Here is a 16,519-nt window from a genome sequence, read left to right as displayed (position 1 = left end):
CTTACGTTTAAAACCTCGGGTTACTTAATGCCTGCGGGCCAAAACGCTGACCCTGTGGGAGCGAGCTTGCTCGCGATTACGGCATCACATTCAACATTTATGTCGACTGACCCAACGCTATCGCGAGCAAGCTCGCTCCCACAGGTTTTGCATCAGCCGATTATTCCTGGATCACATCCGCACCCTTGGGGATGTCGAACTTGAACTTGGACGCAGGGATCGGCTCGTTCGCCTTCACCCCGGTGAACAGGATATTGGTGCGCTGGCCGACGCTGTCGATCAGTTGCATATCATTGACCAGGCCATTGCGGAACGACAGGCGCAGGCTGTCGAACAGGGTGTCCTTGGTTTTCGGCTTCAGGGTGAAGTCAATCACGCCGCCGGCTTCCTTGGCACTGATGTCGAAGCTCTGGCTGATCTTGGACACGTCACCGGACAACAGCAAGGCCGGGGTCTGGGTCAGGCGCTGGTCGAGGTTCTTGATGGTGGCCTGTTCCAGATCCGGGTCCCACAAGGTGACTTTCTTGCCATCGGAGATCATGGTCTGTTCGGCCGGCGCATCGGTGTGCCAGTAGAACAGGCCCGGACGCTGCAGGGACATCTCGCCGGCGGTTTCCTGCAATTGGGTGCCTGTGCCATCAAGGGTCAGTTGCGAGAAACGTGCGGTCAGGGTCTGGGATTTTTCCAGCAGTTGGGTCAGGCGCGCCACGTCCTTGTCATCGGCGTTAGCCTGGAGCGTGGTCAAGGCCAGTACCGGCAGCAACAGCATGCGGATCAGACGCATGGGAGTCCTCATAACATTCGTGGGAGTGCGGGCGGTGCCAAAGGCACCCCCCCTTTCATACTCGGGTCAGTCGCGCACCGGCCCCGGGGCCAGGACTTCACGCGAACCGTTGGTGTTCATGGACGTCACGACCCCGGCCATTTCCATGGCTTCGATCATGCGCGCAGCGCGGTTGTAGCCGATCTTCAGCTTACGCTGAACCGCAGAAATGGAGGCACGACGGCTTTCCAGCACGAACTGGACCGCTTCGTCGTACAGCGCGTCGGCCTCGGGATCGTCACCGTCGCCGCCACCGCTGCTGCCTTCAAAGCCGCTGCCCGCTTCTTCGACGCCATTGAGGATGTCGTCGTTGTATTCCGGCGCACCCCGCAGCTTCCAGGCTTCCACCACGCGGTGAACCTCATCGTCGGACACGAAAGCACCGTGAACACGAATCGGCAGGCTGGTACCCGGCGGCATGTAGAGCATGTCACCGTGGCCCAGCAGTTGTTCGGCGCCGCCCTGGTCGATGATGGTCCGCGAGTCGATCTTGCTCGATACCTGGAACGCCATGCGGGTCGGGATGTTGGCCTTGATCAGACCGGTGATCACATCCACCGACGGACGCTGGGTCGCAAGGATCAAGTGGATACCGGCCGCACGAGCCTTTTGCGCGATACGGGCGATCAGTTCTTCAACCTTCTTGCCGACGATCATCATCATGTCGGCGAATTCGTCGACTACGACCACGATGGTCGGCAGCTTCTGCAGCAGTGGCGCTTCGTCGTGGATGCTTTCACGCTTGTACAGCGGATCGCTCAACGGCTCGCCGGCGTCCTGGGCTTCCTTGACCTTGGCGTTGAAGCCCGACAGGTTTCGCACGCCCATCTTGGCCATCAACTTGTAGCGTCGCTCCATCTCGGCAACGCTCCAGCGCAGGGCGTTGGCGGCGTCTTTCATGTCGGTGACAACCGGGCACAGCAGGTGCGGAATGCCTTCGTAGATCGACAGTTCCAGCATTTTCGGGTCGATCATGATCAGCTTGGCGTCTTCCGGGCCAGACTTGAACAGGATCGACAGGATCATCGCGTTCACACCCACCGACTTACCGGAACCGGTGGTACCGGCCACCAGCAAGTGCGGCATTTTCGCAAGGTCGGTGATGACCGGCTTGCCGCCGATGTCATGGCCCAGGGCCAGGGTGACCGGGGATTTGAAGTTGTCGTATTCCGGAGTCGACAACACCTCGGAGAAACGCACGATCTGCCGATCTTCGTTGGGAATCTCGATACCGACCGTGGTCTTGCCCGGAATCACTTCCACCACGCGCACGCTGGTCACGGCCAGGGAACGGGCCAGGTCTTTGGCCAGGTTGGAGATTCGGCTGACTTTTACCCCGGCCGCCGGCTGGATTTCGTAACGGGTGATCACCGGGCCCGGGTGGATCGAATCCACTGCGACTTCAACGCCGAATTCCTTGAGCTTGATTTCCAGCAAGTGGCCGACCGCAGCCAGGGATTCAGGCGAGTAATTGAGCTGTTTCTTTTCCGCCGGATCGAGAATCGAAATCGGCGGCAAGGTGCCTTCCACGGCGCTGTCGACGAACAGCGGCGCCTGCTTTTCTTTCTCGACGCGTTTGCTCGGTGCGGCGGGCTTTGGCGGCGCGGGCGCAATCACCGGCGGCACCTGCTTCTCGCGCTCGGACATGTGCTTGCTCAGGGCTTGCTCACGTTCGATCAGGCGTTCCTTGACCTTGGCCTGCTCGCGTTTGTCGGTGACCGTCGGCGCAACCACTTCATCCATACGGTCGTCGACTTCACGCAACTGGGCAACCAGCTGTTTGCGCTCGGTACGGGCCGCCCACCAGCGATTGGCGGCGCCCTGGAACAGCTCGAACAGGTCGAGGGTGATCTTGCCGGTGATGTCCATCACCTTGAACCACGACAGGTCGGTAAACACAGTCAGGCCGAACAGGAACAACGCAATGAACAACAGCGTGCTGCCCTGGATATTCAGGGCGTTCCTGGCCAGTTCGCCGAGGCTTTCCCCCAGCGCACCGCCCGCACCGGCCGGCAGACCGGTCGCGGCATGGAAATGGATATGGGCCAGAGCGGCGCCCGACAGCACCAGGAACACCAGGCCGATCAGGCGCCAGGAGAACAGCCACCCGCTCCACTGCCACGGTTCGTGACGCTGGCGGAAGATCTGGTACGCCTTGATCGCCAGCAGCAACGGGAAGATGTAGGCGAAGTAACCCAGCACCATGAACAGGATATCGGCGCTGTAGGAGCCCGCTGGCCCGCCGAAGTTCTGCACGTCGTCGATCTTGCTGTTATGGCTCCAGCCCGGATCATCCTTGCCATAGGTCAACAAGGCCATCATCAGGAACAGGCACAAGGCACCGATGGCGATCAGCGCACCTTCCTTGAGTCGGTAGTGCAAGTGCTGGCGCCAGAGCGGCACGACGGCTGGTTTGGGTGCTGCGGTGGATTTCTTCAAAACGCTTCTTTTCCTGCGCCAATGGCGCGTCCATCTGGTGAATGTCTATAAAAACCGCGAAAAAACTGCCCAATCCAGGCAGGTAATAAAGTTAACACGTGTAACCGGGACTACTTTTAACACTGCACCCCTGTTTCTATAAACACGGCGCACACTGAATATATGTAACACGCAGGGCATTGTACGGGTTTGTACGCACGACGCCATGCTTGAGACCCTTGGATGCAGCATAGTCAACAGCACATGACATGCCATTCAATTTGAGCATGCATTCTCTTTGGTGACAAAGGCTTATGAGGTGTTTTTTATGAGCGAAGCGAAGCATTCCCGCCTGATTATCCTGGGCTCCGGCCCTGCCGGTTACAGCGCGGCAGTTTATGCCGCCCGCGCCAACCTCAAGCCGGTCGTCATTACCGGCATCCAGGCAGGTGGCCAGCTCACCACCACCGTCGAAGTGGATAACTGGCCAGGCGACGTTGAAGGCCTGACCGGACCGGTGCTGATGGATCGCATGCAAAAACACGCCGAACGCTTTGCCACCGAGATCGTTTACGACCACATCCATACCGCCAAGTTGCAACAACGACCGTTCGAGCTGATCGGCGATGGCGGCACCTACACCTGCGACGCCTTGATCATTGCCACCGGCGCCTCCGCGCAATACCTGGGCCTGCCGTCGGAAGAAGCGTTCGCCGGCAAAGGAGTTTCGGCGTGCGCGACCTGTGATGGATTTTTCTATCGCAATCAAGTGGTTGCTGTGGTCGGCGGCGGCAACACGGCGGTCGAGGAAGCCTTGTACCTGTCGAACATCGCCAAAGAAGTGCACCTGATCCATCGGCGCGACAAACTGCGCTCGGAAAAAATCCTCCAGGACAAACTCTTTGAAAAGGCCGCCAACGGCAATGTTCGCCTGCACTGGAACCAAAACCTGGACGAAGTGCTCGGCGATGCCAGCGGCGTGACCGGTGCCCGCCTGCGGGACAGTCACACGGGTGAAACCCGGGAGCTGTCGCTGGCCGGGGTGTTTATCGCCATCGGCCATAAACCCAACACCGACCTGTTCACAGGCCAGCTGGAAATGCGCGACGGGTATCTGCTGGTCAAGGGTGGCAGCGAAGGCGATGCCACCGCTACGGCGATTGCAGGTGTGTTTGCCGCCGGTGACGTGGCCGACCACGTTTATCGCCAGGCCGTTACATCTGCCGGTGCCGGTTGCATGGCGGCGCTGGACGCTGAAAAATACCTGGACGACATTCCAACCGTTTGAAGGCAAACTTTATGGCGGGCCAACACCCGCCACTGCCCTCCCCTTCTGCAAGCCCGGATGCCATGCTGACTTGGTTACAACGCAATACCTTGCATTTCCCTCCACTGGAAAAGGCCATGCGCGACCCCAACGGGCTGCTGGCTGCCGGTGGTGATCTGTCCGCCGACCGGCTGATCTCGGCTTATCGCCACGGCTGCTTCCCTTGGTTTTCCGAGGGCCAGCCAATCCTCTGGTGGTCTCCGGACCCGCGTACGGTGCTGTTTCCCGACGAATTGCACGTCTCGCGCAGCCTGAACAAACTGCTACGCCAACAACGCTATCAAGTGACCTTTGACCAGGACTTCGCCGCCGTCATCCGCGCCTGTGCCGCGCCCCGGGATTACGCCGACGGCACCTGGATCACCGAGGCCATGCAGGACGCCTACATCGAACTGCACAGGCGTGGCCACGCGCACTCGGTGGAAGTGTGGGACGGGGACGAACTGGTGGGCGGACTCTACGGCCTGGCAATGGGCCAGCTGTTTTTCGGTGAGTCCATGTTCAGCCTCGCTGACAACGCCTCGAAATTCGGCTTTGCCACACTGGTGCGGCATCTGAAAGACTCGGGTTTTGTACTGATCGATTGCCAGATGCCCACCGATCACCTGCACAGTCTCGGAGCCCGGGCGATACCCCGCCATGAATTTGCCAACTATCTGGCCAGGCATCTGGACCAGCCCAATCGCGCTAGCTGGGTTTGCTGAGCGACTTTTGCGCAGGTGGCTTACACTTATTCAAAAGCATTATCCCGAGGGTTGATCATGACCGAGTTGGCGCGATTGAAGTTCTATGCCACTCAGCCGCACTCTTGCAGTTATCTGCCGGAGGAGCAGGCCACAACCCTGTTCCTCGACCCTAGCCAGCCCATGGATGTGCATGTCTATGCAGACCTGTCGGAGATGGGGTTTCGTCGCAGTGGCGATCATCTCTATCGGCCGCATTGCCAGAATTGCAATGCCTGCGTTCCGGCGCGCATTCCCGTGGGACAGTTCACGCCCAACCGGCAACAGAAACGCATCTTCAAGCGCAACGTGGATTTGCAGGTACGTCCAGCCAAGCCCGGCTTCAACGAAGAATACTTCGACCTTTACCAGCGCTATATTGAACAGCGTCACGCCGATGGCGACATGTACCCGCCGAGTCGCGACCAGTTTTCGACATTCCTGGTGCGGGACCTGCCGTTTTCAAGATTTTATGAATTTCGCCTGAATGGCCGGCTGCTGGCCGTCGCCGTCACCGATTTACTGCCGAACGGTCTTTCGGCGGTCTACACCTTCTACGAACCGGCCGAAGAGCGCCGCAGCCTTGGGCGCTATGCGATCCTGTGGCAAATCGCCGAGGCCAGGCGGCTGGGGCTGGATGCGGTCTACCTCGGCTACTGGATCAAAAACTGCAAAAAAATGAACTACAAGACTCAATATCGCCCTATTGAGTTGCTGATTAATCAGCGCTGGGTGGTTCTAAACTAGAGCCGCCCCTAAACCCCTTGGCTTAAACCCCATTTTTCGGGCACAATGCACGCCGCTTTTGCCTGGCGCAGTTGCACCGGGCCATTCATTGGACACCGAGGGCTTTACTGCATGTCGAAAGAAGACAGCTTCGAAATGGAAGGCACTGTCGTCGACACCCTGCCCAACACCATGTTTCGTGTGGAGTTGGAAAATGGGCACGTCGTAACCGCGCACATCTCCGGCAAGATGCGCAAGAACTACATCCGTATTCTTACCGGCGACAAAGTGCGCGTAGAGCTGACTCCTTATGACTTGAGCAAAGGGCGCATCACTTACCGCGCTCGATAAGGTTGGAGCGAGCTTGCTCGCGATAAACCTGACGGTACCGCGTCAAGTCAGAGTCCCCGCATCATCATTGACGAACATCGCGAGCAAGCTCGCTCCTACAGAGATAGGGCTCACTCGCTAAGCAAGTCAATACAAAACGCCCGGCTTATGCCGGGCGTTTTTGTTTGCCTGTAATTTACTCCCCCACCTCCTGTAGGAGCGAGCTTGCTCGCGAAAAACCTGAGAGCACCACGTCAAGTCAGACTCCCCGCATCATCGTTGACGACCATCGCGAGCAAGCTCGCTCCCACAGACAGCAGACATGCCGATCAACAGACAGCAAAAAGGCGCCTTTCGGCGCCTTTTTGTTTTGCTTTTGAACGTCAGGCCATCTCGGCCGTGGTCTCGAACTCGAAGGTCAGCTCCCCGTCCTTGATGTCGATGTGTACCACACCGCCATGCTCGGCCAGTTCGCCAAAGAGAATCTCCTCCGCCAGCGGACGCTTGATCTTGTCCTGGATCAGGCGAGCCATTGGGCGAGCACCCATCGCCGCGTCGTAGCCACCTTCGGCCAGCCAGTTGCGGGCCGCATCGGTGACTTCCAGCAACACTCGCTTGTCTTCCAGTTGCGCCTGAAGCTCGGTAAGGAACTTGTCCACCACGCTCTTGATAACCTCATGACTGAGGCGACCAAACTGGATGATGGTGTCCAGACGGTTGCGGAATTCCGGCGTGAAGCTCTTCTTGATCACTTCCATCGCATCGGACGAGTGATCCTGATAGGTGAAACCGATCGAAGCGCGGGCTGCGGTCTCGGCACCGGCGTTGGTCGTCATGATGACGATCACGTTACGGAAATCCGCCTTGCGCCCGTTGTTATCGGTCAACGTACCGTGGTCCATGACCTGCAACAGCAGGTTGAAGACTTCCGGATGCGCCTTCTCGATTTCATCGAGCAACAACACGCAATGTGGCTGCTTGGTGATGGCTTCGGTGAGCAGACCGCCCTGATCGAACCCGACATAACCAGGAGGCGCACCGATCAGACGCGATACGGTGTGGCGCTCCATGTACTCGGACATGTCGAAACGAATCAGCTCGACACCCAAGGCCTTGGCCAACTGACGCGCCGCTTCGGTTTTACCGACACCGGTAGGCCCTGCGAACAGGAACGAACCGACAGGCTTGTCAGGGGATTTGAGGCCGGCACGGGACAGCTTGATCGCGGTTGCCAGCGAATCGATCGCGGCATCCTGACCGAACACGGTCAATTTCAGATCACGCTCCAGGTTACGCAGCAGCTCCTTGTCGGAACTGGTGACGTGTTTTGGCGGAATCCGCGCGATTTTCGCGACGATGTCCTCGACTTGCGGCACTTCGATGCGCTTCACACGCTTCTCGACCGGTTGCAGGCGCTGATAGGCACCCGCCTCGTCGATGACATCGATAGCCTTGTCCGGCATATGACGGTCGTTGATGTAACGCGAGGCCAGTTCGGCAGCCGCGCGCAGGGCCTCATCACTGTATTCGATATTGTGATGGCTTTCGAAACGCCCCTTCAGGCCGCGCAGAATGCCAATGGTGTCTTCCACCGAAGGCTCCGACACATCGACTTTCTGGAAGCGTCGGGCCAAGGCACGATCCTTCTCGAAGATGCCACGGAATTCCTGGAAGGTGGTTGAACCGATGCAGCGGATATCACCCGAGGACAGCAGCGGCTTGAGCAGGTTCGAGGCATCCATGACGCCACCGGACGCGGCACCCGCACCAATGATGGTGTGGATCTCGTCGATGAACAGGATCGCCTGCGGACGTTTTTTCAGTTCATTGAGCAACGCCTTGAAGCGCTTCTCGAAATCGCCACGATACTTGGTGCCCGCGAGCAGAGCGCCAAGATCGAGGGAATAAACAACACTGTTTGCCAGCAGATCCGGCACCTGGTCGTCGACAATGCGCTTGGCCAAGCCTTCGGCAATCGCGGTTTTACCCACGCCCGCCTCGCCCACCAGCAGCGGATTGTTTTTGCGCCGACGCGCCAGGATCTGCGCAACGCGCTCGACTTCCAGCTCACGCCCCACCAGCGGATCGATGCGACCCTGGCGCGCGAGTTCGTTGAGGTTGCTGGCATAAGCATCCAGGGGATTGCCTGAGGAAGAAGACTCACCGCCCTCGTCGTCCTGCATATCTTGCTCACCTTCAGAGTGATCGCCATGCCCCGGCACTTTGGAAATGCCATGGGCGATGTAGTTGACGACATCTATACGGGCAACGCTCTGCTGTTTCAGCAGGAACACCGCCTGACTCTCTTGCTCACTGAAGATCGCGACCAGCACGTTGGCGCCAGTCACTTCGCGTTTGCCCGAGCTCTGTACGTGAAACACAGCACGTTGCAGTACACGCTGGAAGCCCAGGGTTGGCTGGGTTTCGCGATCCTCGTCATGAACAGGGATCAATGGCGTGGTGGAGTCGATGAACTCCTGCAGGTCATGCTTGAGTTTGTCGAGGTTTGCGCCGCACGCACGCAGAACGGTGGCGGCAGCCTCATTGTCCAATAGGGCCAGCAAGAGGTGCTCGACGGTCATGAACTCATGACGCTTCGAACGAGCTTCCTTGAAGGCAAGATTGAGGGTGACTTCGAGCTCGCGGTTTAACATAGCTTCACCTCATACCCAAGTGTCCGGCGATTAACCGTCCTTCTCGATTTCACAGAGTAGCGGATGCTGGCTTTCCCTGGCGTACTGGTTGACCTGCATGGCCTTGGTCTCGGCGATGTCGCGGGTAAACACTCCACATACTGCCCGTCCTTCTGTGTGGACGGCCAGCATGACCTTGGTCGCCAGCTCGCGATTCAGGTTAAAAAACACCTCGAGTACTTCGACGACGAAATCCATCGGTGTGTAGTCATCATTGAACAAAACCACCTTGTACATCGGCGGCGCCTGTAAAGCAGGCTTGGCCTCCTGAACAGCAATGCCTGCGGAATCGTCGTCGTGTTCCTCCGGGCGATCCTTCTGGAGAGTCGGGCGATCCTGATTGAATGTTAGTCGAATCTGGCTGATTGCATGCATGGAAAGAAAGGTTCGTCAGTTGTTCAAATACAGTGGTGGGGGCGGCTATCAGCGATTTCAACTCCGACTGCCGGGTCAGCTTGACTATCGGCAAAACGGTGTTACAACCAATAGAGCCCACAGTGGGTAAAAAAGGTCCGCGGAGTCAATCTTATTTACAGATTCGACTGCGGATGTACTGGATGATACTCCAGTGATGGAGTGTGTTGCAGAGGGAGTTGGGTATGTCAGGCGGCAAGGTCAGCGGCAAGGTCAAATGGTTCAACAATGCCAAGGGTTACGGTTTCATCAATGAGGACGGCAAGACAGAAGACCTGTTTGCCCACTACTCCGCCATCCAGATGGAAGGTTATAAAACCCTGAAAGCCGGGCAAGCTGTCGTATTCGACATCATCCAGGGCCCCAAAGGCCTGCACGCGGTCAACATCGGCAGCCCGGTGGGCGCTTCGAAAGCGACGGCATCCGCCCCGCAACAGACCGTTACAGTGTAAGTCCACACCGTCATAGCGCCATAAAAAAACCGCCTGACTCATCTACTTGAATCAGGCGGTTTTTGTGTGCCTGCGTTTTCTTACATGTGCGAGATCAGCGCATCACCGAAGCCGGAAGACGACACCAGTTTGGCACCTTCCATCAGACGCTCGAAGTCATAGGTCACGGTCTTGGCGGAAATCGCGCCGTTGGTGCCCTTGATGATCAGGTCGGCCGCTTCGGTCCAGCCCATGTGGCGCAGCATCATTTCAGCCGACAGGATCAACGACCCCGGGTTGACCTGGTCCTTGCCGGCGTACTTCGGCGCCGTACCGTGCGTGGCTTCGAACATGGCGACGGTGTCGGACAGGTTGGCACCCGGCGCAATACCGATACCGCCCACTTCCGCCGCCAGGGCGTCGGAGAGGTAGTCGCCGTTCAGGTTCAGGGTCGCGATCACATCGTACTCGGCCGGGCGCAGCAGGATCTGCTGGAGCATGGCATCGGCGATGGCATCCTTGACGACGACGTTCTTGCCGGTTTTCGGGTTCTTGAACTGCATCCACGGACCGCCGTCGAGCAGGGTTGCGCCGAACTCTTCAGCCGCCACTTCGTAGGCCCATTCCTTGAAGGCACCCTCGGTGAACTTCATGATGTTGCCTTTGTGCACAATGGTCAGCGAATCGCGATCGTTGTCGACCACATATTGCAGGGCCTTGCGCGCCAGACGCTTGGTGCCCTGCAGGGACACCGGCTTGACGCCGATACCGCAGTTCTCGTCAAAACGGATCTTGGTAACGCCCATTTCTTCTTTCAGGAACTTGATGACCTTGGTGGCTTCCGGCGTACCGGCCTTCCACTCAATGCCCGCGTAGATGTCTTCGGAGTTCTCGCGGAAGATGGTCATGTCGACATCGCCTGGCTTCTTGACCGGGCTAGGCACGCCTTCGAACCAGCGCACCGGGCGCAGGCAGACGTACAGGTCGAGCTGCTGACGCAGGGCTACGTTCAGGGAACGGATGCCGCCACCGACCGGGGTGGTCAGCGGGCCCTTGATGGAAACCACGTAATCCTTGACCGCGTCCAGGGTTTCCTGAGGCAGCCAGGTGTCCTGATCGTAAACCTGAGTCGCTTTCTCCCCGGCGTACACCTCCATCCAGGAAATCTTGCGTTCGCCACCGTAGGCCTTCTTAACAGCAGCATCGACAACCTTGATCATGACCGGGCTGATGTCGACGCCAATGCCGTCACCTTCGATGAAGGGGATGATCGGGTTATTAGGAACATTGAGAGAATGGTCTGCATTGACGGTGATTTTGTCGCCGACGGCTGGAACCTGAATCTTCTTGTAACCCATGCTGAACTCCATTGATTGGATTGAACATCTGGCTTGGTTCGAGCGTAACCCAGTTGAATCGGCGCGCAAACCCTATGTTCCATCGATCTGGCGCAAAGCCTTGCAACTCGCGCGCTACAAGCCTGAAAGCAAAGGGAAAAGCGCCAAAAACAAGCACGACGAGTGACCTTACGCCCTGCTCGCCCCTGCGACCTTTAGACCAATGGACGACATTCGTTGCATATGAACCATCGGCAGATTGCCAGCTACCTATGTATAATGCCGCCCGCTGACCACAGGGTCACGACGGCTGAAGTGCTCTACGATGAGACTTTCCGCCCGGCAAGCCGGCCTGTTATCGCAGTCCGGCTACTTGACGCCCTACTGATGCACCCAACATCACAGCAACGAAACCTCGATATTCGGCTCATGGATGACTTTGAACGAACGCGCTTACCCGGCGCCCTCGAGTTTCTGCGCACGCTTTAGCAAAGAAGAGAGAGTTAATCCGAATATGCCCACCCGCTCGAAGATCATCTATACCTTCACCGACGAAGCTCCTGCCCTCGCCACCTATTCACTGTTGCCTATCGTAGAGGCGTTCACCGCCTCGGCTGATATCGCCGTTGAAACCCGCGATATCTCTCTTGCAGGGCGCATCCTGGCCAGCTTCCCCGAGCAACTGGGTGACAAAGCCGTAGCCGACCACCTCGCCGAACTGGGCGCCCTGGCCGTTACGCCTGAAGCCAACATCATCAAATTGCCGAACATCAGCGCCTCGGTTCCGCAACTGCAAGCCGCGATCAAAGAGCTGCAAGCCCAGGGCTACGCACTGCCGGACTACCCGGAAACCGTGACCTGCGACGCCGACAAAGAAGCCAAGGCGCGTTACGACAAGATCAAGGGCAGCGCCGTGAACCCGGTCCTGCGCGAAGGCAACTCCGACCGCCGCGCGCCGTTGTCGGTCAAGAACTACGCACGCAAGCACCCGCACAAAATGGGCGCGTGGGCCAAGGACTCCAAGTCCCACATCGCGCACATGAGCACCGGCGATTTCTACGGCAGCGAAAAAGCCGCCCTGATCGACGCCGCTGACGCCGTGAAAATCGAACTGATCGCCCAAGACGGCACCGCTACCGTCCTGAAAGAAAAGACCAGCGTACAAGCCGGTGAGATCCTCGATTGCGCGGTACTGAGCAAAAACGCCCTGCGCAGCTTCATCGCGGCTGAAATCGAAGACGCCAAGGCACAAGGCGTGCTGCTGTCGGTTCACTTGAAAGCCACCATGATGAAGGTCTCCGACCCGATCATGTTCGGCCAGATCGTTGCCGAGTTCTATAAAGACGCACTGGCCAAGCACGCTGACGTGCTGGCACAGATCGGCTTCAACCTGAACAACGGCATCGGCGACCTGTACGCTCGCATCAAGGCTTTGCCTGCCGAGCAGCAAGCGCAGATCGAAGCTGACATCCAGGCGGTCTACGCCGTTCGCCCTTCCCTGGCGATGGTCAACTCCGACAAAGGCATCACCAACCTGCACGTGCCGAGCGACGTGATCGTCGACGCCTCGATGCCGGCCATGATCCGTGACTCCGGCAAGATGTGGGGCACCGACGGCCAGTTGCACGACACCAAAGCCGTGATCCCGGACCGTTGCTACGCCACCATTTACCAGGCCGTGATCGAAGATTGCAAAGCCAACGGTGCGTTCGATCCGACCACCATGGGCAGCGTGCCGAACGTTGGCCTGATGGCGAAGAAAGCCGAAGAGTACGGCTCTCACGACAAGACTTTCCAGATCAAGGCTGACGGTGTTGTTCGCGTCACCGACAGCAAGGGCAACCTGCTGATGGAACAGGCTGTTGAAGCCGGCGACATCTTCCGCATGTGCCAGACCAAAGACGCGCCGATCCAGGACTGGGTCAAACTGGCCGTCAACCGTGCTCGCGCCAGCAGCACCCCGGCGATCTTCTGGCTGGACCCGATGCGCGCCCACGACGGCGTAGTGATCGAGAAAGTTCAGGCTTACCTGAAGGACCACGACACTGCCGGCCTGGACATCCAGATCATGGCCCCGGTCGACGCGATGAAGTCCACCCTGCAGCGCACCCGCGCCGGCAAGGACACCATCTCGGTAACCGGCAACGTACTGCGCGACTACCTGACCGACCTGTTCCCGATCATGGAACTGGGCACCAGCGCCAAGATGCTGTCGATCGTGCCGCTGATGAACGGCGGTGGCCTGTTCGAAACCGGCGCCGGCGGTTCGGCTCCGAAGCACGTTCAGCAACTGCTGGAAGAAAACTTCCTGCGCTGGGATTCGCTGGGTGAATTCCTGGCCCTGGCCGCGTCCCTGGAACACCTGGGCGTGACCTACAACAACCCCAAGGCGCTGGTTCTGGCCAAGACCCTGGACCAGGCCACCGGCCAGTTCCTGGACAACAACAAGTCGCCATCGCGCAAAGTCGGCAACATCGACAACCGCGGCAGCCACTTCTATCTGGCGCTGTACTGGGCTCAGGCCCTGGCTGCCCAGACCGAAGACGCTGCACTGCAAGCGCAGTTCGCGACCCTGGCCAAGACCCTGACCGAGAACGAGGCGACCATCGTTGCCGAACTCAACGCCGTTCAGGGCAAGCCAGTGGACATCGGCGGTTACTACCACGCCGACGCCGAGCTGATCAGCAAGGCCATGCGCCCAAGCGCAACCTTCAACGCGGCTGTTGCTGCGCTGGTTTAAGGTTGTAAGGGAACATCACAAACCCCGGCCCTGTGCCGGGGTTTGTGTTTTCCGGACCTCACACAATACCGAATAAACACACAACCCCTGTGGGAGCGAGCTTGCTCGCGATAGCGGTATATCATCCAACACCTCTGGTGACTGACTCGCCGCCATCGCGAGCAAGCTCGCTCCCACAGGGATAGTGTTTCAACATTCAAAACTGAGGAAGTTTTATGGACTGGAAACCCCACATCACCGTCGCCACCATCGTCGAAGACAACGGCCGCTTCCTGATGGTCGAGGAACTCAAGCACGGACGCGTGGTGCTCAATCAGCCCGCCGGCCATCTGGACCCGAACGAAACCCTGACCGAAGCCGCCGTGCGCGAAACCCTCGAGGAAACCGGTTGGGACGTCGAACCAACCGGCGTACTGGGCATTTACCTCTACACCGCCCCGAGCAATGGCGTGACCTACCAGCGGGTCTGCTTCATCGCCAAACCACTGAAACACCACGCGGATTATCAACTGGATGACGGCATCGTCGGCGCCAAGTGGTTGACCCGTGAGGAATTAATCGAGCAGCGCGACAACTGGCGCAGCGAGCTGATCATCCGCTGCATCGACGACTATCTGGCAGGCCAACACTTCGGCCTCGAATTGATCCGTCCTTCTCTTTAGCCTTGCGAGCCTGAGCCTGCTAGAATCGCGTCCTTTTTCAAGACACTCATTGAATCCCTATGCGTGATCCAGCCCCTTCTGACACACAAAAGAAGCGCGTCATTGTCGGCATGTCCGGCGGCGTGGACTCTTCCGTTTCCGCCCTCCTGCTGATCGAGCAGGGTTATGAGGTGGAAGGCCTGTTCATGAAGAACTGGGAAGAAGACGATGGAACGGAATACTGCACCGCCATGGATGACCTGGCGGACGCCCAGGCCGTGTGCGACAAGATTGGCATCAAGCTGCACACCGCCAACTTCGCCGCCGAGTACTGGGACAACGTGTTCGAGCATTTCCTGGCCGAATACAAGGCCGGACGCACGCCGAACCCGGACATCCTGTGCAACCGCGAAATCAAGTTCAAGGCGTTCCTCGACTACGCCATGATGCTTGGCGCCGACCTGATCGCCACCGGCCACTACGTGCGTCGCCGCGACATCGATGGTCGCACCGAACTGCTCAAGGGCCTGGACCCGAACAAGGACCAGAGCTACTTCCTGCACGCCGTCGGTGGCGAACAGATCGCCAAGACCCTGTTCCCGGTCGGCGAGCTGGAAAAACCGCAAGTGCGCGCCATTGCCGAGAAGTACGAGCTGGCGACCGCGAAGAAAAAGGATTCCACCGGGATCTGCTTTATCGGCGAACGCCGCTTCAGCGACTTCCTCAAGCAATACCTGCCGGCGCAACCGGGCGAGATCAAGACCACCGAGGGTGAAGTCATCGGCCGTCACCACGGCCTGATGTACCACACCATCGGCCAGCGTCAGGGTCTGGGCATCGGCGGCCTGAAAGACGCCGGTGACGAGCCGTGGTATGTGCTGATCAAAGACCTGGAACACAACGAACTGATCGTTGGCCAGGGCAATGATCACCCTTACTTGTTCTCCCGCGCCCTGCTCGCCTCGGACATCTATTGGGTCAACCCGATCGATTTGACCGAGCCGCGCAAACTGACCGCCAAGGTGCGTTATCGCCAGAGCGACCAGCCCTGCACCCTGGAAAAAACCGCCACCGGATATCGCGCGACCTTCGATGATCCGCAACGCGCGGTCACTCCGGGCCAGTCCGTGGTGTTCTATGACGGTGAAATCTGCCTCGGCGGCGGCGTGATTGAAGTAGCTGAGCCGTGGACGAGCAAGGGCCAGGCCCTATGAACCCGATTCAGGAGCAACTGACGGCACTGGGCGGGGTGTTTCTCGCCGCGGTGCTGGTGGACAGGATCGCCAAGACCGGCCAGACCAACGAAGCCGGCCTGAGCTGCATGCTCGGCAGCCTGCTGATCCGCGATCCCAAAGACACGCTGGAAGTCTATGGTGGCGACGACATCAACCTGCGCGAAGGCTACCGCGCGCTGATCGGCGCCCTCGAACGCGACCCAAGTGCCCTGCAGCGCGAGCCCCTGCGTTATGCCCTGGCCATGCTCGGCCTTGAGCGTCAGTTGGCCAAACGTGGGGACATGCTCGACGTGATCGGCAAACGCCTGCCGCAGATTCAGTCCCAGGTCGAACACTTCGGCCCGGCCCACGAAAACGTGATCGCCGCCTGCGGCGCGCTGTATCAGGACACCCTGAGCACACTGCGCCAGCGCATTCAGGTGCACGGCGACATGCGCAACCTGCAACAACCGAGCAACGCCTCGAAAATTCGCGCCCTGCTGCTGGCCGGCATTCGCTCGGCACGCCTGTGGCGGCAATTGGGCGGTCATCGCTGGCAACTGGTGATCAGCCGCCGCAAATTGCTCAAAGAGCTTTACCCCTTGATGCGTAACGAATAACCCGCATCGACAGAACCGAACTCAGCAATACGCGTAATACGCCGGTCAGTTGGCGACGGACCGGCGGATTTTTTCATGTATGA

At 58.8% G+C, this 16,519-nt stretch carries 15 protein-coding genes; 10 read left to right on the top strand and 5 right to left on the bottom strand.

The features are described 5' to 3' along the window. Positions 1-160: 160 nt before the first annotated feature. Both lolA and AC1RP7_RS13035 read right to left on the bottom strand, forming a co-directional pair. On the bottom strand, positions 161-784 hold the full coding sequence (gene lolA / locus AC1RP7_RS13040; RefSeq protein ID WP_008049385.1) for an outer membrane lipoprotein periplasmic chaperone LolA: 624 nt from the start codon (positions 782-784) through the stop codon (positions 161-163). 66 nt (positions 785-850) lie between these two features. Then, a complete protein-coding gene (locus AC1RP7_RS13035; protein WP_057714172.1) occupies positions 851-3,262 on the bottom strand; it encodes a DNA translocase FtsK in 2,412 nt (803 codons plus the stop codon). 307 nt (positions 3,263-3,569) lie between these two features. Between AC1RP7_RS13035 and trxB the strand changes: the two genes are divergently transcribed. The 4 genes from trxB to infA all read left to right on the top strand — a co-directional run bounded on the left by trxB (position 3,570) and on the right by infA (position 6,367). After that, entirely contained in the window at positions 3,570-4,529 is a 960-nt protein-coding gene (gene trxB, locus AC1RP7_RS13030) for a thioredoxin-disulfide reductase (protein ID WP_493180764.1), read from the top strand. 62 nt (positions 4,530-4,591) lie between these two features. After that, a complete protein-coding gene (aat, locus tag AC1RP7_RS13025; protein ID WP_057714170.1) occupies positions 4,592-5,272 on the top strand; it encodes a leucyl/phenylalanyl-tRNA--protein transferase in 681 nt (226 codons plus the stop codon). A gap of 57 nt (positions 5,273-5,329) precedes the next feature. Continuing rightward, complete coding sequence (locus AC1RP7_RS13020; protein WP_102670534.1) at positions 5,330-6,037, top strand: arginyltransferase; 708 nt, start codon at positions 5,330-5,332, stop codon at positions 6,035-6,037. A 111-nt stretch (positions 6,038-6,148) separates the two neighbouring features. Beyond that, positions 6,149-6,367: a translation initiation factor IF-1 gene (gene infA, locus AC1RP7_RS13015; RefSeq protein ID WP_002553999.1), complete on the top strand. Its 219-nt coding sequence runs from the start codon at positions 6,149-6,151 to the stop codon at positions 6,365-6,367. Between the two features lie 362 nt (positions 6,368-6,729). On the opposite strand, the gene clpA is transcribed toward infA, so the two are convergent. After that, positions 6,730-9,000: an ATP-dependent Clp protease ATP-binding subunit ClpA gene (gene clpA, locus AC1RP7_RS13010; RefSeq protein ID WP_057714168.1), complete on the bottom strand. Its 2,271-nt coding sequence runs from the start codon at positions 8,998-9,000 to the stop codon at positions 6,730-6,732. 30 nt (positions 9,001-9,030) lie between these two features. Continuing rightward, complete coding sequence (gene clpS / locus AC1RP7_RS13005; RefSeq protein WP_020799529.1) at positions 9,031-9,414, bottom strand: ATP-dependent Clp protease adapter ClpS; 384 nt, start codon at positions 9,412-9,414, stop codon at positions 9,031-9,033. 224 nt (positions 9,415-9,638) lie between these two features. Here clpS and cspD point away from each other — a divergent pair, with 224 nt between their 5' ends. Beyond that, positions 9,639-9,905, top strand: a complete 267-nt coding sequence (gene cspD / locus AC1RP7_RS13000) for a cold shock domain-containing protein CspD (protein WP_057714167.1) — start codon at positions 9,639-9,641, stop codon at positions 9,903-9,905. 80 nt (positions 9,906-9,985) lie between these two features. Here cspD and icd read toward each other — a convergent pair whose 3' ends face one another. Continuing rightward, positions 9,986-11,242, bottom strand: coding sequence for an NADP-dependent isocitrate dehydrogenase (gene icd / locus AC1RP7_RS12995; protein WP_057399856.1), 1,257 nt, complete (start codon positions 11,240-11,242; stop codon positions 9,986-9,988). Between icd and AC1RP7_RS12990 the strand changes: the two genes are divergently transcribed. The 5 genes from AC1RP7_RS12990 (at position 11,241) to hflD (ending at position 16,436) form a co-directional block, all read left to right on the top strand. Next, entirely contained in the window at positions 11,241-11,408 is a 168-nt protein-coding gene (locus AC1RP7_RS12990) for a hypothetical protein (RefSeq protein ID WP_218496212.1), read from the top strand. The two genes, icd and AC1RP7_RS12990, sit on opposite strands and share 2 nt — an antisense overlap. Before the next feature lie 327 nt (positions 11,409-11,735). Next, the gene (locus AC1RP7_RS12985; protein WP_090456611.1) at positions 11,736-13,961 is read left to right on the top strand and encodes an NADP-dependent isocitrate dehydrogenase; all 2,226 of its coding nucleotides are present in this window, start codon (positions 11,736-11,738) and stop codon (positions 13,959-13,961) included. Between the two features lie 215 nt (positions 13,962-14,176). Beyond that, entirely contained in the window at positions 14,177-14,623 is a 447-nt protein-coding gene (locus tag AC1RP7_RS12980) for an NUDIX hydrolase (RefSeq protein ID WP_057714165.1), read from the top strand. A 59-nt stretch (positions 14,624-14,682) separates the two neighbouring features. Continuing rightward, entirely contained in the window at positions 14,683-15,816 is a 1,134-nt protein-coding gene (mnmA, locus tag AC1RP7_RS12975) for a tRNA 2-thiouridine(34) synthase MnmA (RefSeq protein ID WP_150812620.1), read from the top strand. Further along, positions 15,813-16,436, top strand: a complete 624-nt coding sequence (hflD, locus tag AC1RP7_RS12970) for a high frequency lysogenization protein HflD (RefSeq protein ID WP_057714163.1) — start codon at positions 15,813-15,815, stop codon at positions 16,434-16,436. The genes mnmA and hflD overlap by 4 nt, the downstream gene beginning before the upstream one ends. Positions 16,437-16,519: the final 83 nt, after the last annotated feature.

This window comes from Pseudomonas sp. GW822-FHT01E03 (assembly GCF_058802985.1).
The sequence above is the reverse complement of the archived record's forward strand: the minus strand, read 5'-3'. Positions and strand labels throughout refer to the sequence as shown.